General features: G+C 32.0%; 20 protein-coding genes. 5 read left to right on the top strand and 15 right to left on the bottom strand.

Features of this window, described 5'->3' with window-relative positions; genetic code table 11:
- Positions 1–73: 73 nt before the first annotated feature.
- The 4 genes from FNL83_RS02670 (at position 74) to FNL83_RS02655 (ending at position 4,755) form a co-directional block, all read left to right on the top strand.
- A complete protein-coding gene (locus tag FNL83_RS02670) occupies positions 74–451 on the top strand; it encodes a YbgA family protein (protein ID WP_001831516.1) in 378 nt (125 codons plus the stop codon).
- A gap of 1,162 nt (positions 452–1,613) precedes the next feature.
- Entirely contained in the window at positions 1,614–3,719 is a 2,106-nt protein-coding gene (rsp, locus tag FNL83_RS02665; RefSeq protein WP_002438342.1) for an AraC family transcriptional regulator Rsp, read from the top strand.
- A gap of 72 nt (positions 3,720–3,791) precedes the next feature.
- A complete protein-coding gene (locus FNL83_RS02660; RefSeq protein WP_002489699.1) occupies positions 3,792–4,214 on the top strand; it encodes a pyridoxamine 5'-phosphate oxidase family protein in 423 nt (140 codons plus the stop codon).
- A gap of 190 nt (positions 4,215–4,404) precedes the next feature.
- Positions 4,405–4,755: a DUF4889 domain-containing protein gene (locus FNL83_RS02655; RefSeq protein ID WP_002438338.1), complete on the top strand. Its 351-nt coding sequence runs from the start codon at positions 4,405–4,407 to the stop codon at positions 4,753–4,755.
- Positions 4,756–4,920: 165 nt separating this feature from the next.
- Here FNL83_RS02655 and FNL83_RS02650 read toward each other — a convergent pair whose 3' ends face one another.
- The 3 genes from FNL83_RS02650 to FNL83_RS02640 form a co-directional block, all read right to left on the bottom strand.
- Complete coding sequence (locus FNL83_RS02650) at positions 4,921–6,201, bottom strand: dicarboxylate/amino acid:cation symporter (protein ID WP_002456060.1); 1,281 nt, start codon at positions 6,199–6,201, stop codon at positions 4,921–4,923.
- Positions 6,202–6,365: 164 nt separating this feature from the next.
- Positions 6,366–6,731 carry a DUF3139 domain-containing protein gene (locus tag FNL83_RS02645; RefSeq protein ID WP_001831482.1) on the bottom strand — a complete coding sequence of 122 codons (366 nt, stop codon included), beginning with the start codon at positions 6,729–6,731 and terminating at the stop codon, positions 6,366–6,368.
- A 123-nt stretch (positions 6,732–6,854) separates the two neighbouring features.
- Positions 6,855–7,484, bottom strand: a complete 630-nt coding sequence (locus FNL83_RS02640; RefSeq protein ID WP_002438333.1) for a nitroreductase family protein — start codon at positions 7,482–7,484, stop codon at positions 6,855–6,857.
- 163 nt (positions 7,485–7,647) lie between these two features.
- Between FNL83_RS02640 and FNL83_RS02635 the strand changes: the two genes are divergently transcribed.
- Positions 7,648–8,094, top strand: coding sequence for a MarR family winged helix-turn-helix transcriptional regulator (locus FNL83_RS02635; protein WP_002438330.1), 447 nt, complete (start codon positions 7,648–7,650; stop codon positions 8,092–8,094).
- Between the two features lie 704 nt (positions 8,095–8,798).
- On the opposite strand, the gene FNL83_RS02630 is transcribed toward FNL83_RS02635, so the two are convergent.
- From FNL83_RS02630 to FNL83_RS02575, 12 genes are all read right to left on the bottom strand, one after another.
- Positions 8,799–9,962, bottom strand: a complete 1,164-nt coding sequence (locus FNL83_RS02630; protein WP_002470210.1) for a nitrate/nitrite transporter — start codon at positions 9,960–9,962, stop codon at positions 8,799–8,801.
- A gap of 256 nt (positions 9,963–10,218) precedes the next feature.
- Complete coding sequence (gene nreC / locus FNL83_RS02625) at positions 10,219–10,875, bottom strand: nitrate respiration regulation response regulator NreC (protein WP_002438326.1); 657 nt, start codon at positions 10,873–10,875, stop codon at positions 10,219–10,221.
- A 28-nt stretch (positions 10,876–10,903) separates the two neighbouring features.
- Positions 10,904–11,938: a sensor histidine kinase gene (locus FNL83_RS02620; RefSeq protein ID WP_002456059.1), complete on the bottom strand. Its 1,035-nt coding sequence runs from the start codon at positions 11,936–11,938 to the stop codon at positions 10,904–10,906.
- 9 nt (positions 11,939–11,947) lie between these two features.
- On the bottom strand, positions 11,948–12,400 hold the full coding sequence (gene nreA, locus FNL83_RS02615) for a nitrate respiration regulation accessory nitrate sensor NreA (RefSeq protein ID WP_001831592.1): 453 nt from the start codon (positions 12,398–12,400) through the stop codon (positions 11,948–11,950).
- Positions 12,401–12,419: 19 nt separating this feature from the next.
- Positions 12,420–13,097 (bottom strand): respiratory nitrate reductase subunit gamma, encoded by a 678-nt coding sequence (gene narI / locus FNL83_RS02610; RefSeq protein WP_002438321.1) that lies wholly within the window; start codon positions 13,095–13,097, stop codon positions 12,420–12,422.
- Positions 13,090–13,665 carry a nitrate reductase molybdenum cofactor assembly chaperone gene (gene narJ / locus FNL83_RS02605; protein WP_002456058.1) on the bottom strand — a complete coding sequence of 192 codons (576 nt, stop codon included), beginning with the start codon at positions 13,663–13,665 and terminating at the stop codon, positions 13,090–13,092. The genes narI and narJ overlap by 8 nt, the downstream gene beginning before the upstream one ends.
- Entirely contained in the window at positions 13,658–15,211 is a 1,554-nt protein-coding gene (gene narH, locus FNL83_RS02600; RefSeq protein WP_002438317.1) for a nitrate reductase subunit beta, read from the bottom strand. Before narH ends, narJ begins: the two co-directional genes overlap by 8 nt.
- Positions 15,201–18,884: a nitrate reductase subunit alpha gene (locus tag FNL83_RS02595; protein WP_002486064.1), complete on the bottom strand. Its 3,684-nt coding sequence runs from the start codon at positions 18,882–18,884 to the stop codon at positions 15,201–15,203. The genes narH and FNL83_RS02595 overlap by 11 nt, the downstream gene beginning before the upstream one ends.
- A 178-nt stretch (positions 18,885–19,062) precedes the next feature.
- Positions 19,063–19,998, bottom strand: a complete 936-nt coding sequence (cobA, locus tag FNL83_RS02590) for a uroporphyrinogen-III C-methyltransferase (protein WP_002438313.1) — start codon at positions 19,996–19,998, stop codon at positions 19,063–19,065.
- Positions 19,989–20,303: a nitrite reductase small subunit NirD gene (nirD, locus tag FNL83_RS02585; RefSeq protein WP_002438311.1), complete on the bottom strand. Its 315-nt coding sequence runs from the start codon at positions 20,301–20,303 to the stop codon at positions 19,989–19,991. The genes cobA and nirD overlap by 10 nt, the downstream gene beginning before the upstream one ends.
- A 2-nt stretch (positions 20,304–20,305) precedes the next feature.
- Positions 20,306–22,711, bottom strand: a complete 2,406-nt coding sequence (gene nirB / locus FNL83_RS02580; protein WP_002438309.1) for a nitrite reductase large subunit NirB — start codon at positions 22,709–22,711, stop codon at positions 20,306–20,308.
- 437 nt (positions 22,712–23,148) lie between these two features.
- Positions 23,149–23,868 carry a sirohydrochlorin chelatase gene (locus FNL83_RS02575; protein ID WP_002456056.1) on the bottom strand — a complete coding sequence of 240 codons (720 nt, stop codon included), beginning with the start codon at positions 23,866–23,868 and terminating at the stop codon, positions 23,149–23,151.
- Positions 23,869–23,982: the final 114 nt, after the last annotated feature.

Here is a 23,982-nt window from a genome sequence, read left to right as displayed (position 1 = left end):
CATTTTTCTTAAAAAATATTAAACTAGCTTTAACATCTGCAGTTAAATCAATATCACTTTGGAGGGGATTTAGTTGAAAGAACGCGGAAAAATAGAAAAATTGTGGCGTGAAGAAAAATATCGTGTGCTATTTCATGATCAGAATGCATATCATTCGATAAGAACGTTATTAAAATCGCCTACCACATTGGGTGAAGTGAAAGAACATATAACGCACGCTTTAACCATTACACCTACAAAAGGCTCAGTTATCAATGCTTTTGAACATATGTGGGGGTATTTCAAAAAACAATGTACACAATATGAAAAGCAACATAGCCGAGAATTAAAAGCGTTGTATATTGAAAATCAAATTGACTATTTTGAGCTGTTGTCTTTTTTAAAAAATTTAGCAGATAAATATGCTGTCGAGTACTTACAACAAAGTACCATACTCAATATTACAAAATGAAGTGACAAAATCATTTAACAATTATATTTCGTCAGGCAAGCACGAATACGTAAAACAGATCTTTATTTATATGTCAATTTTGGTTTTAAAATAAAAAACTGCCGGCACAGTGGTTTGATACTTTGCAGGCAGTTTAAAATCTGTACATATCCTTTATACAGAAAATCTTGCGAAAATGTACGCCTATAGATGATGACATCTATATGAAAATTCTACTCATCAAACCACTCACATTTATAGTTTATAAGTATGATTGAGAGTCTTTAAACTATTTGTTGAAAAGAATTAAAAGCGATATGAATACTTAATGAAATCTAAAACTTTACGGCGAGCACCATGACAATGCTTAAAATTTAAATTAAATGTTACTTTGGGGGAGAGTCATTTTAATTCAAAATTCTAATTGTTGCTACTTCAATATTGAACATAAACTTATGGTACATTTAAAACGTGCATAGATGTTGATTCTTGATGTTGAAATAAAATGTTTAACTTTCATCAAAACTACCCATATGCTAATGTTTATTCATCTTAATTTAAAAATTAATAATCAAAAAATAGAATTTTAATGGAGTTATTTTCGGATCATAGTGCTTGTGTTTTCTTGCTGTTGAATTCATTGATGTAATTGGAAAAGTTTTAAGAGATTACATAGGTATGAAACATTTTTGCTCAATTGATAATAAGTGCTGAATAATGACACATCAAACATGTTGAGTCTTGTTATGGTCGATATCTCTTTTATTGTTCTTTCAATTAACGTTGAAATGAGCAGCGTACATTTAGTTACAGTGACTTCGTTTTATAATTCATTCGAACTTCTCCTAAACCTCTAAATTGCTCTTTTAGATTTTTAAAAGGAAACGAAATCTAACATTAATTATGTAGTAAAATTCTCTTTTTGACTCTATCTAAATTTTCCAAAATAATGACCCTATATTCCTAAATCAACTTTTATATTGCGCAAAACTTATAATTTCTAACAATTTTCTGTATTTAGCCAAGAAAAATTTTATTTTTTACTATTACTATTTCTTTATCAATCGCTTATAATTACATTTATTATTCTATCAAAACAACTAAATAATTGAGCGAAATAGATATACACGGTCACATTTAAATTTAGTTATTCAATTCATTCAAGGAGCTAATGTAATATACAATGACATGTTTTTTAAATATATATAAAGAATATCATTCTCCCCCTGAACGCAATATTAATAGAATTATTCTGATGTTTTCACTTACAAATGACTTAAAAATCACTATTAATGGTGAAACAAAAGATTTAGGTAATCATATAGCTATCATTAATCAATCTGACATCTATTTTATTAATAGTGCTTCAAATCTCGTATTACTCTCTATTCCAGTTATTTATTTTTATAGTAAAGATAATAAATTTTTTAAATGTTATTTTGACAGACATTTATTACAATCAAGCAGTTTTGTTAAAACAATTATTTTACAAGCTATTCAACATTTAATAAAAGGAGAAAATCAAGATGAGCAATCCATCTCTAAAATAATACAAACGCTACTAAAAGAAGCAGTCATTCGATATAAGAAAAAATATATTCCTCAAATTGCAGTTAATCATTCAGTGTTTACTGAAGGATTAACATTTATTCATTCAAAAGTATCACAGTCACTTTCACTACGAGAAGTAGCTCAACATTGTAATATATCTGAATCTTATTGTTCTAACCTATTTGCAAGATATCTTAATATGAATTTTAAAGATTATTTTACAAGCTTAAAAGTGATTGACTCTATAAAAAGGCTACTTTCATCTGAGGACTCAATTAACGCTATTTCAGAACAATCTGGATTTAGTAGTCATACCAATTTTACAAATCAATTTAAAAATTATTTAGGTTGTAGCCCAAAACAATACCGAACGATTATCTCTAAGTTAGACTCCTTACCTTCGATAAGTTTTAGTGATACTGACTTTTCACAATATATTGATTTAATTAATCAATTTGAGTTTAGTGATCATTTGGCTACTGAAACGACTGAAAGAGATATCAATGAATTTTATCCTCAAGATCAGACTAAAAACTCTAAAGCGTTTATACGTTTTCAAAATTTCAACGAATTATTTCAATTTGTTTTTAATGAATATTACAACATTGATTTTACCTCCCTGCCACAAGCTGTAATTTTTATCAATGATATCACTGATATTTCGACGCGAGAGGTGAACTTTAATTTATTAAATCGATGCTTTGAAAAATTATTCGAAAAAAATATAGGTTTAGCCATGAGATTAACATCTACAAATGAATTTGAATCTATCAAAGAAATAATTTTATTATTTCTTAATAGCCACCAAGATTATAAAATGAACAAAAAAATGGTTAAATTTATGTTAGTCTTTGAAACTAAGAATATGTCAGTGAACGATATACATTTATGCCATTTAAAAATTAAAAATAAAAATAAAGCTATCCGTTATAGTATAACTGTTGAAGGATTACTACACCAAAATTCTTCTATTGATCGAACTTATGATATGATGAAGCGATTAAATTTCGATTACTATTTTATAGACATTGAAAATCTAGAAACCAAAAACTCATTAATTACCAAACGTAAATCGTACTTACATTCGTCCACACACTTTGAAAATTATAAACAATTTATATTAGATTCCGGTATACCTTCAACTAAATTTGTTTACAATAATTTATCTTTAAAGTGTTTTAAATATACAAACAATGGTACTTATCCACTTCAATTATCTGACCTTGTTTGTCATTTAGTCGCATTAATGCGTTACGGGGGTGGTGTAAGTTATCAACTGATAGAAGATGAGAGTCCTTTTATTGCCTTATTTAATCGTTATGGTAGTCCCCTACCTCTCATGCACCTCTATAAATTAATCGAACCATTTTTAAATGAACCTTTAGAGATAGCTAACAATTTTTTAATGAGTCGCAAAGATGGTAACTATCACTTTTTATTATTTAATAAAATAAATGATCGTTATCTATCTGATAGTCAACAGCGCTACGTTTTTAAAAATACATTATCAACCAACTCATTAATTATTATTAAAACGTTAAATCATGAGCATGGCGCAATTCAAAACCTTCTACCACAAACTAAACAACAATTTTATATTGAACGTAGTATTCTTGATGAACTTGATAAATCAAATCAACCAAAAACAGAATTAGCTATACAACATGACCATCATCTTCCTTTCCAAGTCACCTTAAAACACGATGAAGTCAAATATATTTGTTTTAAACCTTCTTAAAAATCATCATAAGGTTGTTTCGTTTAAATTATGTGTGATAAGGATATATACAATAATAAGGAGATGATAATTTTGAATAAACAACAAGTGACAAAAGCAATAGAAAAAGTATTAAATTCTTCAAAAATTGGTGTCCTATCAACAGCACATCATAATAAACCTAATAGCAGATATATGGTCTTTTACAACGATGACTTAAACTTATATACAAAAACGAATATCAATTCACTAAAAGTCGAAGAAATAGAAAATAATCCTGATGCTCATATTTTATTAGGCTATAACGAAACAACAAACAATAGCTTTGTTGAAATAGATGCCACTATAGAAGTTGTCAAAAATCAAAAAGTTATTGATTGGTTATGGGAAACTCAAGACAAAACATTTTTCAATTCAAAAGAAGATCCTGAATTATGTGTACTCAAATTTATACCTCGTTCAATTAAATTAATGAATGATGATGAACTAGATACGCCAGCTACAATTGAGTTATAAAATAATATCAAAATTTACCGTATTATAATCATTTTAGATTATGATGCGGTTATTTATTGTCTATTTATTGTCATTCATATCATCAAGCTCTATTTTATAAACTTTATTTTCTTTATACTACAATATATAATTGCAAAATGACTTAAAATTATGTATAAATGAATTAATATAGATAAAGGAGTTTTCAATAATGAAAAATAAAAAAGGATTAGGCATAGGTCTTATCACAATTATGATTATCGTTTGTATTGTACTAGTAATCATGATGTTCGTGGGTGGTAAGAAAGAATCATACTACGGTATTATGAAAGATAGCACGACTATTGATAAAATGATAAATACTAAAAATGAAAAAATTGAAAAAAACGTAGAATTACCTAAAGATGCTAATGTATCAGTTAAAAAAGAAGATTTTGTGATGCTCTTTAAAGATGAAAAAACTGGAAAAATTACTAAAGTTAAGAAAGTTAATCACGATGACGTACCTCATGGTTTAATGTCAAAAATCCATGATATGGGTAATATGAAACACGGAATGTAGAAGTATTAAAACTTGCATTTAAATTAGAACAATTTAGCACAAAGATGATTTTAAACTAAAAAATCATTTTTGTGCTTTTTAAATTTACATTTTTTCAAAAATGCATAAGAGCCACTAACAATCATAGATTGTAAGTGGCTCTAAAATGTCAGATATATAAATTTTTTAAATTGAATTTAAGTAGTTTTGACCTTTCTCTTTATCATAGACGTTTTCCCACTTAGCAATAACAACTGTTGATAGTGCATTACCAATAACATTAACACATGTACGAACCATATCTAATAAACGATCAATACCAATAATTAAAGCAAGACCTTGTGCTGTTATGTTCATAGAAGTTAATGTTGTTAATAAAACTACAATAGATACGCCTGGCACCCCAGCCATACCTTTTGAAGCAATCATAAGTGTGGCCATTAATACAAGTTGTTCAGTTAATGATAAATGTATATCATACATTTGAGCAACAAATAAAGCAGCTATAGATTGATATAAAGCTGAGCCATCTAAATTAAATGAATAACCGATAGGAATAACAAATGAAGTAACATCTTTTGGCGAACCAAAGCGTTCCATTTTCTTCATCATAATCGGCAATACTGCTTCTGAACTTGAAGTAGAAAAGGCAAGTAACAATTCACTTTTAAGTATCTTCATGATTGAAAAAATACTTATTCCAACCATTCTTGCAACAATTCCTAATACTACAATAACAAAGAAAACCATAGCAAATACTACAACAACTAATAATTTAAATAATGGAATTAATGCAGAAGCACCAAAAGTCATTACTGTCGTACAGATAAATGCAAATACTCCAATTGGAGCTAATTTTAAAATTTTATTGATCATCCAAAATACAGCTTCTAAAGTACCATTTAAGAATCCTTTAACGGGTTCTGCTTTTTCTCCTATCGCAGCTAATCCTAATCCAAAAAATACTGCGAAAAAGATAATCGGTAATAACTCACCTTTTGCCATAGATTCAAATAAATTCGTTGGCACAATATGAACTAATGTATCTATAAGATGATTACCATAAGTAGTCGCTTGTTCTGCTGAATGTGCAGATGATTGATATTTAGTAATATCGCCTTTAGGTAATTTATCTGGATCTAGACCTGAACCTGGTTTGAATAGATTACCAATGATAAGACCTAAACCTATAGCGATAGTTGTAATAATCTCAAAATAAAGGATTGCTTTCCATCCATAGCTTCCTACCTTTTTAGAATCCCCTAAATTTGAAATAGATAAGGCTAATGAACAAAATACAATCGGAATGATGATCATCTTAATTAAATTTAAGAACACATCACCAAATGGCTTAATATAATTTGCAACATCATCTTGTCCATATAGTAATAGACCAGCGATGACACCGAGTACCAAAGCAATAATTACTTGCGTTGGTAGACTTATTTTTTTCTTGAATAGAGCCATTATGCAAACTCCCCTTCATCTGACATCACTTAATTATATCAGATAATATCAAAATAGCTATATAATTTTTTTATTAAAAATACATGCATGCTGCATTTCTTCCTATTAAAAACAACACTAAAAACACACAGTTCTATGTTTAAATAAAACTGTGTGTTAATCCTTTATTTAGAAGGTTTATATTTTTGATCAAAATCACTATGTTTTGCTTTTTTAATACTTTTCTTCGTTTCGCTATCAAAACCTTCAATGAATATTCCTTTTGAAGTACTGATAGGTTGAATCACATATGTCACGTTAGGTTCATCTTTGAAAACGACTTCTTTATAGTATAGCCCCTTTTTAGTGCTATATGATGTTTTGTCTTTTTTCACTTTATCATTAAGATGATGGTCGCTCATATAGCTATCAATCAGTTCAAGATTTTTATGACCTTGATAAGCTTTGAGTCCAAAGAAAAATGCAATTGCTAATATTAGAGAGATAATCAAAATAATGATTACCCTAAAAATAACCTGTTTCTTACTCATTATTATAGAAACTCCTTTTATCTTATCACACACAATTATAAACGATTAATTCGTATAGAAAAGAAAGATTTAGTTAAATTGTAACAAAATGTTCGTTTGTAAATGTGAAAATTTTGAGAAGTTTTATAAAAACTCCCTTACATCATCAATTCGAAGTCTCACTGAATCGTGTGCATCTTGTGCTTTTTTACCTATAGCAATCGCTAAAACTGGCAGATATCTGTCAGAATCATAACCGATAATATCCGCAATATTTTCTTTATCGAAGCCGCCAATAGGGTTTGTATCGTATCCATGAGCTTTCGCTGTAAGCATTAATTGCATTGCCATTAAACTACTATCTATATTCACAATATCTTTCATGCCTTCTCTAGATAAGTTTTTATAATAGGGTAATATCCAATCTAACAGTTGTGCTTTGATATCTTCTGTCATCAATTGTTGTTCTACAGCATCGCCATAAATCTGTTCAGCTTTTTCGTAGTTTTGTAAATCTCCAAAAATAATTAACATAGCTGAGGATGTTGTTAACTGTCTGGAATTGAATCCAAATGATTCTTTAACTTTTTCTTTCATTTCATCACTTTCTACAACAGCAATTCTCCATGGTTGCATATTAACCGATGATGGTGCTTTAGTTGCTTTAGTAATGATTTCATCCATTTCTTCTCGAGGAATTTTATAATTCTCATCAAATACCTTTACTGATTTTCTACTGTTAAGCACTTCGTTAAAATCATTTATACGTGTCAATTTTCGTACTCCTCCATTTTTTAAAAAATTGTTTTATTATCAAATTAAACTCATTCAAATATTTGATAAATTTAATTTAAAGCAATTTGAATTATAGTGATGAGATCAATACTTGACAAGTGATACGCTTCATAATATTGTTACCTTAACAAGGAGTGATTAAATGTATGTAGAGAATAGTTATTTGAGCAAACAATTATGTTTTTTATTTTATGTTTCCTCTAAAGAAATCATCAAAAAATATACAGATTACCTAAAAGAGTATGGTCTTACATACACAGGTTATATTGTATTAATGGCGATAGAAGATGATGAGAAACTTAACATTAAAAAACTAGGCGAAAGAGTCTTCTTGGATTCTGGCACGCTGACACCATTATTAAAAAAATTAGAGAAAAAGAATTATGTCATTCGAACTCGTGAAGAACAAGATGAACGGAACCTTCAAATTTCTTTAACAGAACGTGGCAAGGATATTCAAAATGTTCTATCTGATATTTCACAAAGTGTTTTTAATGAATTTAATATTACTCAAGAAGAAACCCAAAATTTAGTTGAAGACTTGCAAAATTTTGTAACGAAAAATTTTGATAAAACAGTGGAAAAGTGATACTTATAGAGACTAGAGACAAAAGTAAGCTTTTTAAATACAAATACAACAAAACTTTCAACTTTAGCAATAGCGATACAATTTAATAGTAATAGTATGTCTAAAGTAAGCTTTTGTCTTATTCTCTCGTACAGTCAGTATATTTTTTTGCACCTAATTCCTACTAAACTTATCTAAATACCTCTTTTTTTGCAAGTTACATCACTTTATCTATACTCTATTAATTACAAGCATTGTAAAGACCATTAATGAATGATTATAGATATTTTAATAATTATCCATTTTAACATCTAAAAATGTGAATTAAGGTGGTATTTAAATAGACTATCAAGATGTGTGTTGTTTGTTTCCCTTCATATAATGGAGGTTGAAAGAAGCAATTGTATAGCTATTTTAATGAAAGTAGAGGGTGTGATTGTAAAATCAGTTATTCACATATATGACAACATGGAATTATGTTAAAACATTAAGATATACGTATTTTTTAAAATGATCTATCGACTGCCAATGTCTTGAAAGGATGATTGTTTCCTAATTCATTGATAGTCTTTGGTTCAGTATGTGTATGAAAACTGACTGTTAGTTATTTCATTTTAATGAAACGAAAAATAGCAAAATTTTTTGAATATTTTATTTTGATATTAAACAAAAATGTGCCCTAATTTGAACACACTTTAATGCTCACCTTAGGACACAATTTTTATTTATATACGAATAGCTTTTTCTTTTTTATTTAAATGAATCATTGTAATAAGAGCAATTACACCAAATATAGCCAAGAAGAAGAAAGCGAGATGACTTGAACCAGTGATACTCGTTACAAAAGTAATCACCAGTGGTGGGAAGAAACCGCCTAGTCCTCCCATCATGGATACAATACCATTCGCTGAACCTGCTTCTTTAGAAAAGTATGAAGGTACTAATTTAAATATTAAACCATTACCTATACCTGCACAGATACTAATTGCTAAACAGCCTATCGTAAACAGAACAATATGACTAGATAAGCTTAATATAAGCGCACCAATAATCATTATCACGAAGTCGATGATAAGCGCTTGTACTGCATTAAATTTATCACCTATAACACCACCAACCGGTCTTAAGAACGTCGCTAGTGCTATAAATATACCTGAACGAATACCTGCATCCACTTTATCAATACTAAAATGATCAACTAGAAAGTTCGGTAAAAAAATCCCAAAAGCCACAAAAGCTCCAAAAGTAATAAAATACCACAAACTTAAATAATACAACTTATAATTCTTAGATAGGTCTTTGACTTGAGCCATCAAAGGAATCTTCACTTTCGGCTCATTTTTATCTCCTAAAAAAAACATTAAAATTGCAAATATACTTAGAATAATTAAATAACTACGAACTGTATTTTGCCAGCCAATTGCACCTGCTAACACTGGGGCACAAAATGATGAAACTGCAGTACCAATATTACCTACACCATATATACCATTTGCTAAACCAACTTTGTCTTTTGAAAAGTATTTAGGTACTGAAGTAACACCTACTGAAAAAATTGCGCCACCAATTCCTAGAAAGAATCCTGATAACATTAGCATACCGGGTGATTGAGCTTGACCTAAAAGAAAAATTGGAAGTAATAGTACAATAAAACTCCAGAAAAACACCCATTTCGCTCCTACAATGTTAGTTAAGTACCCAAATGGTACACGTAGTACAGAACCTAAAATAACAGGAATAGCTAAAATGACAGATATTTGTCCTGGAGAAATATCAACATCTTGTGAAATAAATGGCATTAATGGAGAAATGATACTCCATGCCATAAAGCCTGCGACCAAACTCAATGTCTGTAACGTAAGCTGAGAAACACCCTTTTTCATGTTCATTTTAATTCACCTTCATCTGATTTAATTATAAGGTGTATTGGTACTTTGTGAGAGCTTAATAAGAGGTCAAAATTAATAATATAAAACAAAATTATAAACAAAGTACCAATCACAAATTCATTTTAATATGTTTGTGAAAATATGAACATAAGGACATACCCTGATTTTACTTTTATTTTTCCCTATATAAAGGTACAAAAAAAGGACTACTTAGTCATAGACTAAGTAAGCCCTAATAATCAATCATGATATACATTTAAAATTCTAATAATTTTTTCTTTAAGGCATATTCAACTAATTCAGGTTTACTCTTTAAATTTAGTTTCGTCATAATATGCGTTTTATGTGCCTCTACCGTTTTCACCGATACAAACAACTTTTCTGCAATATCTTTATTGCCATAGCCTTTTGCTATAAGAGGTAATATTTCTAACTCTCGTTTCGATAAAATTTTAAATGGATCTGAAGATGATGACACTTCATCCGTTTGTGATTGATTGACAAACTCATTGACTAAAGACGTCGTCAATTTCATATCAACATAAGTTTCACCTTGATATACTGTACGTACGGCCAATATTAATTGCTCATCAGGTGAATTTTTTAAAATGTATCCTTTAGCACCACTTTTTAACACATGAAATAAATATTCTTCGTCATCAAACATCGTAAGTATTAAAATTTTAGTATCAGGAAAACTTTCAGAAATTTTACTGGTTGCGATTAAGCCTGACTCTCCTGGCGGCATGCTCAAATCTAAAATTAAAACATCTGGTCGATGTTCTAACACTTTTTGATAAGCTTCAACCCCGTCAGCTGCAGTTGCAACAACTTCCATATCTTCTTGATAATTTAATATCATTGAAAATCCTGTCCTAACAACTGCATGGTCATCCGCTATAACTATTTTCACTTCAATTCCCCCAACTTACATCATCAACTTAAATCGGTATATCTAATGTAATTATAGTACCTCTATTAATATGTGTCTCTATATTAACATGACCGTTAACTAATTCTGCACGTTCTCTCATTCCGTACAATCCAAGTCCAGAGCCTTTAGGGTGATGATCTAAACTAAACCCTTTACCTCGATCCACAACCTCTGCTACAAGCTGCTTGCCATCACTATGCGTACTTACCTCAATTTCATTAACCTCAGCATATTTTAGAGCATTAAATACACCCTCTTGAACTACACGATACACAACTGTTTCAATTTCATTATCAAAACGCATGCCTTTAATGTTCGAATCATATTTAATATGCATACCATAATTTTCTTCAAACTGTTTAAAATATGATTTAAAAGCTGCTTCAATGCCTAAATCGTCGAGAGAAGAAGGTCTTAATTCAACAGACATATTTCTAATATCATCAATAAGCTGTGATAATAAGCCTTCTATACGTTGAGATGTTTCAGCTAACACCTTATCCCTGTGCTTATACTTCAAAAGCCTTAGTTCAACATCTATATTGAGCATATCCTGTATTACACTATCATGTAATTCTCTAGAAATACGCTTTCGTTCATTTTCTTGTGCTTGAATTGAACGATGTAACATTTTTTGTTGATACATTTTTTCTTGCCTTTCAATCTGAGGCGCCACATTCTGTAAGGTAAATGCACTAATACCTCTTTGTTCATCAATATTTTGATACATAGCTGTAAAAGGCTTAATTTCATTATCTTTTGTCTTCATAAATACTTGGAAATTGGAATGTTGTAATTGCGTTGTCTCTAAAAAACAATCTTTACACGATTGTACATCATATTCATTAGAGTATCCTTCGCATCGATGACAAATCGCATTTGTCATAGCATTATAATTATCTTCCTCAGTTAAAATATCTTTTGCTGCGTCATTCATAGCAATAATTTTGCCTTGTCTATTAACAAATACAATTTTCTCGTTCGTGGTTTCATAATAATTCTTAAGTAATTGCTCTAAACTTAAATCAGTTTGCTCCAACATATTTACCACCTAGTTTATTTCTGTAAAAATACCGATTTGTTTTTCAATATTAAGTTGGTCCAATGACTGAGGTAACGGCTGATGATTTCTTTGACCTAATAATAAAACGCCATACATTGAATTTTCTAACCATAAAGGGACTGCAACTACAGCTGTCAATGACTCACTAAGAATGATTGGAAATTTAACTTTCTCTTCTGGAGATAAAGCTGTATCTACATCAGCAATAACCATACGCTTACCGGTTTTCATCACCATTCCAGCAAGCCCTCTACCCTTTCTCAAAATGATAAGTTTATATCTATCATTTGTGTTACCTGAAACATATTGCCATTTAATTGGTGATGAAGTGTGATGATAATCATATAAAGCGATACCACCAAAATCATAACCCTCTTGTGCTCTCAACTTATCTAAATTCATTTGTAAATGTTGATTATGTTTTAAAGATTCTGGTTCCACACTTTCACCTCATAATAAATTAAATTTTGTTTTTGCGATAAACAATATATCTTCTGTTCATATATGACAGTGGTACACTCCAAACATGTACTAAACGAGTAAATGGCCAACACGCAAACACTGTAAACCCTAATAATATGTGCAGTTTAAACGACCAAGGCACGTTTAACATTAAGTCAGCATTTGGAGAAAACATGAATAAATGTCTAAACCATATCGCAATGGTTTGACGATAATCAAATTCAGGTTGAATCGCATTGGTTACAAGCGTAGAATAACAACCCATTATTAAAATAATCAACAAAACGATATTCACAAATATATCTGAAAATGAACTTAATCGTCTAACGTTTTTGATGGATAGTCGTCTTAAAGTTAGCAACAACATTCCTATTAATGTTATTATACCAAAAACACTACCTATATAAACTGCACCTATATGATAGATATGATTATTTACTCCTATCGCCTCTAACCAATTAGCGGGAATCAATAATCCCACAACATGACCAAAGAATACCGGAATAATACCTAAATGAAAAAGTAAACTTCCCCATTTTAATCGTTTCTTTTCAATCATTTCACTCGACTTTGCTGTCCATGAAAATTGATCATATTTATATCTTGCGATATGTCCAATAACAAATATTGCTAAACATAAATATGGATAAATAACCCATACAAATTGATTAAGCATGATTTTCCACCTCTTTCAAAGGCACGATACACGCTTTTAACGTTTTTCTTAATGCACTGACAACATATGCATAGGGATTATTGTTTTCAGCTAGGGTATTTGCCATTTCATACGTACCATCTTCAATAATCATAATGACAAGTTGAAGGTTTTCCTGTGCTCGACTATCATTTTTAAAATCAGCAACTTGCAAAAACTGTAGCATCAATGGGAGAAAATCAGATAATTCATTATCAACCATTTTTAGTCCAAACATTTCGTATAAAACCTTTAATTTAGCTAGCATTTGACCCCGTTCCTTTTGCGTGTCAAATTTATTAAATGTCATATAGAGTGGGTGTTTTTTACTAAAATCAAATGTATCTGTATAGATAGCTTTAATTTCTGACAAAGTATAATTCATCATGACTTCTCTATATGCAAGCAAATCTTCGTAGCCGGGGTGAGACTTAGAAATAGTTTCTTCAAATATTTTTGGATGAAATGTCATTTTTTCTGGAAAATTCATTTGTTGACCAAGATAGCCTAAGCTATCTTGGTATAGACTTAATTGTTCAAGGTTAATCACGGAAGATCCCTCCATAGAAATTTTCATTATAAATTTCTTGTCCAGTTTTACCTGATTGAACTGCAACACCACAACCTTCACAATTAGAGCCAAAGTACTCTCCACCGTAACCTTGACTTCCTTGCGCTTTATAAGTATCTAAATATGTTTCTTTATGGGAAGAAGGCACAACAAAACGATCTTCATATTTAGCAATACCTAGTAAGCGATACATTTCAGTCATCTGTCTTTCAGTAAGTCCTAATCGTTCTAATTTAGAAGTATCGAAAGGTTGGTTTGTTATTTGAGAACGCATATAACTTCTCATCATCGCCATTTTTTGTAAGCCCTCTTTAACAGGTTTTGTGTCGCCAGCAGTTAATAAATTTGCTAAGTATTGAATAGGTAAACGCATTTCCTCAATAGCTGGGAAAATCATATCTGGATTTTGACCTGCATTTTCACCTTCGAAATAACTCATAATAGGACTTAAAGGTGGACAATACCACACCATCGGCATAGTTCTAAATTCAGGATGCAATGGAAAGGCCATTTTATATTCTATTGCCAATTTATACACTGGTGAGTTTTGAGCTGCTGTAATCCATTCTTGATTTATTCCATCTTTTTCAGCTTGTGCAATGACTTCCTCATCAAATGGATCAAGGAATAGGTCTAATTGTTTTTCGTATAAGTCTTTTTCATCTTTAGCTGAAGCCGCTTCTTGAACGCGATCTGCGTCATATAATAAAACACCTAAATATCTCATACGTCCTGTACAAGTTTCGGAACAAACAGTTGGCATACCAGCTTCGATTCGTGGGAAACAAAATGTACATTTTTCAGCTTTATTCGTTTTCCAGTTAAAATATACTTTTTTATACGGACATCCAGTCATACAGTATCTCCAACCTCGACAGGCTTCTTGATCGACGAGTACGATACCATCCTCATCTCGTTTATACATAGCTCCTGATGGACAAGATGCTACGCAACTTGGATTTAAACAGTGTTCACATAGTCTTGGTAAATACATCATAAATGTCTCATCGAATTGGAATTTAATATCTTCTTCTATTTTCTGAATATTTGGATCCTCTGGTCCTGTAATGTGACCTCCAGCTAAATCATCTTCCCAGTTTGGCCCCCATTTAAGATTCAATCTATCACCTGAAATTAAAGAGTGAGCTGTCGCCACGGGAGAGTGCTGTCCTTGTTTAGCATTGGTTAAGTGTTCATAGTTATATGTCCACGGTTCATAATAATCTTGAATGAGTGGCATGTCTGGATTATAGAAGATTTTACCTAAAGCAATTTTTGACCATCTGTTACCAGATTTTAATTCAAGCTTTCCTTTTTTATTTAGCACCCAACCACCTTTATATTGTCCTTGGTCTTCCCATCTTTTTGGATATCCTACACCCGGTTTTGTTTCTACGTTATTAAACCACATATATTCTGCACCAGGTCGATTTGTCCATGTGTTTTTACATGTCACACTGCAAGTATGACAACCAATACATTTGTCTAGATTCAATACCATTGCAACTTGCGCTTTAATCTTCAAGCCAATTGACCTCCTTCATTTTTCTAACAGCTACATACTCATCTCTTTGATTTCCAATTGGTCCATAATAGTTAAAGTGATAACTAATTTGTGCATATCCTCCTACTAATTGAGTAGGTTTCAAGTGAATACGAGTAGGTGCATTATGAGAACCTCCACGAGTATCAGTAATTTCAGAACCAGGTGTCTCTATATGTTTATCTTGTGCATGATACATAAACATTGTGCCTCTAGGCATACGATGAGATGTTACAGCTCTGGCAGTAACAACTCCGTTTCTGTTGTATACTTCTAACCAGTCGTTATCATTAATACCATGGTCAGCTGCGTCTTCATTTGAAATCCATACAACTGGTCCACCTCTAAACAACGTCAACATGCGTTCATTATCTTGATAAGTTGAATGAATATTCCATTTTCCATGAGGTGTAAGGTATCGAAGCACTAATGTATCTTGTCCACCTTTAACTTTTTTATCACGAGCACCAAATACCATTGGAGGTAAAGTAGGTTTATATACCGGTAAACTTTCGCCAAACTGTTGGAATACCTCATGATCTATATAATAACTTTGACGTCCAGTTAGTGTTCTAAATGGCACTAAACGTTCAACATTAGTTGTAAACGGTGAGTAGCGTCTTCCATCTTTATTAGAGCCAGGGAATACTGCAGTTGGAATCACTTCTCTTGGTTGAGAAGTAATGTTTAAGAATGATATCTTTTCAGAAGCACGTTCTTTAGAAATATCTTTAAGTTCCATACCTGTTTGATTTTCTAAATCTTCATATGACTTTTGTGATAATTTGCCGTTTGTAGCAGAGGATATATTCAAAATGACATCTGCTACTTTTCTCGCTGTATCTATTCTCGGTCTATCATTTTTAACTGAAATAGTATTATCATCATTCCAAGTTCCAACTATACTTTTAAGTTCTTCGTACTCTTCACTAACGCTATAACTCACACCATGAGCACCTATTTTCCCTTTTTCTAGTTTTGGACCAACAGTAACGAATTTATCGTAAATTTGTGTATAGTCTCGCTCTACGATAGAAAAATTAGGCATTGTTTTACCTGGCACACCTTCAATTTCTCCTTTAGACCAATCTTTTACAATACCGTATTCAGTTGAAATTTCTTGTTTTGAATCATGTCCTAATGGTGTAGTTACGACATCTTTAAATTTACCTGGAAGATAATCTTTCGCCATTTCTGAAACAGCTTTACTTAGAGTTTTATAAATATCCCAGTCCGAACGCGATTCCCATAATGGGTCAATCGCTGGGTTAAATGGATGAATAAATGGATGCATGTCTGTAGAAGATAAATCATGTTTTTCATACCAAGTTGCAGCAGGTAAAACGATATCTGAATATAATGGCGTCGCAGTCATTCTGAAATCAAGTGATACTAATAAATCAAGTTTCCCTTCTGTATCCTCGCGCCATTTAATTTCCTCTGGTTTATCATCTTCATTTGGCTCTGCCATTAAACCAGAGCGCGCACCTAACAAGTGCTTCATAAAGTATTCTTGTCCTTTAGCTGAACTAGAAATTAAATTAGATCTCCATACAAATAATGTTTTAGGATGGTTTTTTCTTAAATCTGGATCTTCTATCGCAAATTGTGTATCTTTATTTTTAACTGATTCAATCGCTTTTTGTAAGATGGCTTCATTTGAATCATCACCTTCATCTTTAGCCTCTTCACCAAATAATAGACTGTTTTTATTAAACTGTGGATATGAAGGCAACCAGCCCATACGAGCAGCTGTTACATTGTAATCAGCTGGATGTTGATGCTTAATATTTTCAGCTAATGGTGATTTTAATTTATCTACATTTGATTCTTCATACTTCCATTGATCTGTAGCGAAATAGAACCAACTTGTACCATTTTGTAAACGTGGAGGACCTTGCCAATCTTTAGCGAATGCAATAGTATTCCATCCTTCAATTGGTCGACATTTTTCTTGTCCTACATAGTGTGCCCAACCACCACCGTTAACGCCTTGACAACCACACAATAGTACTAAGTTAAGAATTGAACGATAAATAGTATCGGAGTTAAACCAATGGTTGATACCAGCCCCCATAATAATCATTGAGCGTCCACCAGTATCAATAGCATTTTGTGCAAATTCTTTTGCCACTTTCGTCACTAATTCTTTTTTGATACCTGTAATTTGTTCTTGCCAAGCGGGAGTATATTTAGAAGATGCGTCATCATAAGATGTAGCTTCTAGTTCGTGTTCAAAACGTTGAACACCATATTGACTCGTCATTAAATCATAAACCGTAGCAATTTTAACTTCTTCTCCGTTAGCTAACTGAATAGTTCTCGTTGCAATAGGTCTCTCAAAGATACCATCACCACTGCTATCAAAATATGGAAATTGAATCGTTTCAACATGATAGTCACTTTCAACCATTGATAACATTGGATCAATTGGTGTACCATCCTCTGTTTCAAGTTTCAAATTCCATTTTTTCCCTTCTTCCCAGCGTTGCCCCATTGTGCCATTAGGAACAAGTAATTGTTGGCTCAATTTGTCTTGAATAACTGGCTTCCATTCATTATTTTCACCTGACATCCCTAAATCAGAAGCACGCAAGAATCTACCTGCTTTATAGCCATTCTCATCTTCATCTAACATAATGACAAACGGCATATCAGAATATTGCTTAGCATAGTTAATAAACATATCATTCGGTTGATTTTCATAATATTCCTGTAAAATAACATGTGTCATTGCTTGTGCAACCGCTGCATCTGTCCCCGGATGTGGTGCAAGCCAATGATCGGCGAACTTAACATTCTCAGCATAATCAGGTGCTACTGAAATAACTTTCGCCCCTTTATATCTAACTTCAGTCATAAAATGTGCGTCAGGTGTACGTGTTAATGGAACGTTTGATCCCCACATCATTATGTATGAGGCGTTGTACCAATCACTGGATTCTGGCACGTCTGTTTGCTCACCCCAAATTTGTGGAGATGCAGGTGGTAAATCAGCATACCAATCGTAAAAACTTAACATTTCTCCACCTAACAAATTAATAAATCTTGCTCCTGAAGCATAACTAATCATCGACATAGCAGGAATAGGAGTAAATCCAGCAATACGATCCGGTCCATCTTTTTTTATGGTGTATAAAATTTGAGCTGCAATGATATCTGTGGCATCTTTCCAATTTGCTCTGACGTGTCCACCTTTACCTCTTGCTTCTTTATATTGTTTGGCTTTTTTTTCATTTTCTACGATGGATGCCCATGCCGCAATTCGGTTTCCTTTTTGTTCTTCAAGCGCTTCGGTCCATAAATCTAATAATTTACCTCTAATATAAGGATATTTAACTCTTAACGGACTATACTCATACCAAGAAAATGATGCACCTCTCGGACAACCTCTTGGCTCAAATTCTGGCATATCAGGTCCACAACTTGGATAATCAATTTGTTGATTTTCCCATGTAATTACGCCATTTTTGACAAATACTTTCCATGAACATGATCCAGTACAGTTAACACCATGCGTCGTTCTCACAACTTTGTCGTGGCTCCATCTTTCTCTATACATCTTTTCCCATTCTCGACTTTTATGCTCTAATACCGACCAATTTCCATTAAACTTTTCTGTCGGTTTAAAGAAATTCAATCCAAATTTTCCCATTTTATTAATCCTCCCACCATACAAGGTTATATCCTTTCTCAATGCATAGGTATTGTGTCTTATCTTTATTGTACATTTTTTCACAAAGCCATTATATTAGGGAATGTCCTAATTGATGTTAGAGATTCCCTAAAAAATAAGGCCTACAAATTCATAATGAACTTGTAGACCCAAATGTTTATACATATATTGTTTTAATACTCTTGTGTTTAATCATTTCGTTATACACGTTTTGTTGAGAAATGTGGTAGCTATGGTCAAAATCAATCAGACATTGGATTCCTTCATCATATAAAGTTTCAGCCTTTGCAATTGCACGTTCTTTATCTCCCTTGATTAAATATAGATTTCCCTTGTCATTCTTATTATTATTCAATAACGTACGATTAATGTCATCAAGTATATTACCTAAAATGCATATGCCTGGATGACCTTCTAGTTGTTGAGAAACCAATTGTTCTTCAATCGTACTTAAATGACCTATAACAATCTTTTCATTGTAGCAGGAAGCATTAAACACTATTGCAATGGGGTAGTCTTCATTCGTATATGATTCAATTTGTTTAATAATTTGACCTAATCTTTTCACACCCATATAAATAGCTAAAGTGCCTCCATTAATCAAGTTCCTAATATCCGTATCGTGATTAACCGAATCTTTAAAATGACCAGTTGAGAAAGTCACACTCGGTGCGATAGAACGCATCGTTAATCCCATATTCATAGTTGCTACGGCAGCACTTGCTGATGTCACACCAGGGACAATCTCGTAATGAATATGATGATTTTCTAATGTTTGTACTTCTTCTGTAATTCTACCAAAAATCGCAGGATCTCCTCCCTTTAGTCTCACCACACATTGATATTGATTAGCTGCTTCAACAATTTTTTGATTAATCTCCTCTTGTTGAATGTGTTTACAATAAGGTTTCTTTCCCACATTGATCACTTTTGTTTGAGAAGAAGCATACTGTAAGATGAAAGGATTTACGAGACGATCAAATAAAATCACGTCAGCTGATCTAATTAACCGTTCAGCTTTTTTAGTTAATAAGTTTGGATTGCCTGGTCCTGCACCGATTAGATATACTGTGCCAGGATAAGTTATAGACATAAGTAAATATCTCCATCAATAACTTCTACTTCGTATGTCTCTACACATCCTGTATCAGGTTGTTGTACTTCTCCAGTTTTTAAAGCTATTTTTTGATCGTGTAACGGACAGTAAACATAATCACCACTTACAGTCCCTTCAGACAACGGTCCTTCTTTATGTGGACATATATTTCCAATGGCATATAAATCACCATTATCTGTGAGAAAAATACCTATTTCTTTTTCGTTTACAACTACTTTTTTGCCTATTTGAGGAATCATTTCATTCATTGTTGTAACTTTAATCTTTTCTTTAGCTTTCATTCTTACACCTTCTCAACTTCAAAGATTTTTTGTGCTTCTTTATTTTCAACAATAGTTTCCCATGGTTCATTCTCAACAGCTTTTTTGGCTTCCATAATTCTTAAATACAGTTCTTTTTGCTTTTCTTGATTTAATAAGACATTCTTGACATTTTCAAAGCCCATACGTTCTAACCATGGTGCTGTTCTTTCAGCGTAAACACCTGTTTCTCTGTAATACTGCATGAGGGCACCACATAATTGAATCACTTCATCTTCGGTTTCAACTGTCGTTAACAATTTACCTACAGTAACATCAGTACCACCATTACCTCCGATAAATATTTGGTAGCCATTTTCAACAGATATGACGCCAAAATCTTTAACACCAGACTCTACACAACTTCTCGGACAACCTGATACTCCCATTTTAAATTTATGAGGTGTATCAATATATTCAAATGTTTTTTCAAGTCTTATTCCTAGTCGAGTTGTGTATTGTGTACCAAAACGACAAAACTCTTTACCAACGCAACTTTTAACAGAACGCGTCTTTTTACCATAAGCAGAAGCAGAACGCATTCCTAAATCTTTCCAAACTTGTGGTAATTCTTCTTTCTTCAATCCATATAAACCTACACGTTGCGAACCTGTTACTTTAACAAGTGGTACGTTATACTTTTTAGCAACTTCTCCTAATCGAATGAGTTGGTCAGCATCTGTAACACCACCGCGCATTTGAGGAATCACTGAGAAAGTACCATCATTTTGTATATTTGCATGATATCTTTCATTAGCGAAGCGAGAATCTTTTTCGTCTCGATGTTCAAAAGGATAAACCATATTTAAATAATAATTAATTGCAGGTCGACATTTAGGACAACCATCTTTATCTTTGAAATCAAGAACGTGTCGTACTTCTTTTGATGATTTGAGATTTTTAGCCCTGATTTGAGTTACAATTTGGTCTCTTGTTAAATCAGTACATGGACAAATACCTGTTGGTTTTGCAGCAATAAAGTCGTCACCTAATGTATATTGTAATAACTCACCGATTTGACCTTTACACTTACCACATGAATTACCTGCTTTTGTTGCTTTAGTCACTTCATCTACAGACGTTAAACCTTTACTTGTAATAGCATTGACGATTGTTCCTTTATCAACACCATTACATCCACAAATCGTTTCATCATCAGACATATCAGCAATAGATGTCCCCGCATCTTCATCACCTTTATGCAATAAAGAAACAAGTGTATAATCTTCAAGCGTTTCATGTTTTTTCATCATATTATAAAATCGTGATCCATCATCAGTATCACCATACAAGACAGCACCAACGACTTGACCCTGACTTAAATACACTTTTTTGTAGATATTGTCGACACTATTAAAAATTTCCACACCATGGACATCTTCATCTTCAACAATTTGCCCTGCACTATATAAATCACAACCAGATACTTTAAGTGAAGTGAAAGTAGTAGATCCTTTATAACCTTTTGTTTCTTTACCAGTTAAATAATCTGCTAGCACTTTGCCTTGTTCATAAAGTGGCGCCACCAATCCATAAACTTTCCCATCATGTTCGGCACATTCACCGACTGCATAAATATGAGAATCAGATGTTTGCATATAATCATTTACAACAATACCTCTATTGACATCTAATCCACTATCTTTAGCAACTTCAGTATAAGGTCTGATACCAACAGCCATAACTACTAAATCTGTTTCAATCACCCGACCGTCAGCTAATTTAATAGCTTCAACATCTTTATCACCAATGATTTCTTTAGAATTTGCTTGAAGTTCAATCTTCATACCTTGCTTTTCTAAATCCGCTTTAAGCATTTCTCCGGCTTTACGATCCAATTGCATTTCCATGAGCCAATCAGCTAAATGAAGAACTGTCACTTCCATTCCTTGATCTAGAAGTCCTCTGGCACACTCTAAGCCTAGAAGACCTCCACCAATGACAACTGCGCGTTTTTTCGTTTGGGCAATTTCAATCATTTTATTTGTATCATCAATTGTTCGCCATCCAATGACACTAGGAAGATTTGAACCTGGTATAGGTAATACAAAAGCTTTTGATCCAGTAGCGAAAATACAAATGTCATACTCTACTTCAATACCTTTAGAAGTAGTAACTATTTTGTTTTCTTTATCAACTTTTTCCACTGGATCATTATTTATAAGTTCAATATTATTCTCTTGATACCAATCATAAGGATTCATAATTGTATCTTCGACGGTCATTTTCTTCTGTAAAATATTGGATAACATAATTCTGTTATAGTTCGGATAAGGTTCTTTCCCAATAATAGTAATATCAAATTGTGATTGTGAACGTTCTAAAATCTCTTCTATCGTTCTTAAACCTGCCATACCATTACCAATCATTACAAGTTTTTGTTTTGCCATACTTTAATGCCCCTTTTATCAATATAAATTTTTAATACAAAACACAATGTAACTTTATAAAAGGTCAGAAATTTAATCATTTTGTATTTCTCTTTTCAAGTTCATCTTATAACAAAACTTCAGTTTTTTGTGATGTAATTCACATTTAAAATTAAAATCGGGGATTTCCCTAATGGCATGGATATGGTTTTCTAGGATGAAATTGAGGCCAAAATTAAAATATATTATTAACTATTTTATAATATATGTTGCAATTGAAATTACACTTTACGCTGTCATTTTAAACCACAAACTATTTTATAATGAGCTGCATTCATTATAGAAATAATATCATCAAATATTAAGGGGAATGTAACAATGAATTGTGTTACATTCCCCAACCTTAACGAATCATATCATTTATTTTTTGTAAATTCGTTTAAAATAATTGAAATATATTAAATATCTAACGCTTCAAGTCTTTCTCTAATAATTAATCTTAAAATTGGATCAAAGTTAATCGATGGCGTAATGTGTAATTGACTATGCAATGTCATTTCACCTAAAAGACGTTTTACTTTATTCACCAATCTACCATCAAATAAAAATAATGGGACAATGACTAACTCGTCATATTGCTCTGAGATTTTATCTAAATCATTTTTAAATGCTAATGTCCCATATAAAGCTCTTGCATAAACAGGATGATGACTATCAAGCGTTTTAACAAATGCTTTTAATTCATCATGTGCTTTCGTAAAACGTCCACTTCCATTTCCATGGGCAATTACTATAGTTGCTTTGGTTGAACCTTCACTGACTTTTTCATCAGCAATTCTATTTTCTACTAATGTTTTCATATATGGATGTGTACCAAGAGGCGCACTCATTTTACTATCAATTTGTGGATATCGAGCTTTCATCTCTTTAAGTATTTGTGGAATATCACTGATATAATGCATTGCACTAAAAATGAGTAAAGGTACAATACGAAATTTTGTAATTCCTTGCTTAATCATCTTCTCCATTATGATTTCAAGATTTTGTGTTTCACTTTCTAAAAATGCTAACTCATAATAATATTGCTCATCTTTTAATAAAGTTCCGATAAATTCTTCTAAAGCTTCATTCTGATTTCCTTTTCTCATGCCGTGAGCGACTAGAATATTACCTATCATAATTATCCCACCCTTTTGTATTATCATTATTACGAATAATTAAATCACATTTGTGTACTAATGTATAATGTAGCATCTTAAATAAATATGCTAACATAGTTGTCAAAAATTTTA

This window comes from Staphylococcus epidermidis (genome assembly GCF_006742205.1).
In the GTDB taxonomy this organism is placed as follows: domain Bacteria; phylum Bacillota; class Bacilli; order Staphylococcales; family Staphylococcaceae; genus Staphylococcus; species Staphylococcus epidermidis.
The sequence above is the reverse complement of the archived record's forward strand: the minus strand, read 5'-3'. Positions and strand labels throughout refer to the sequence as shown.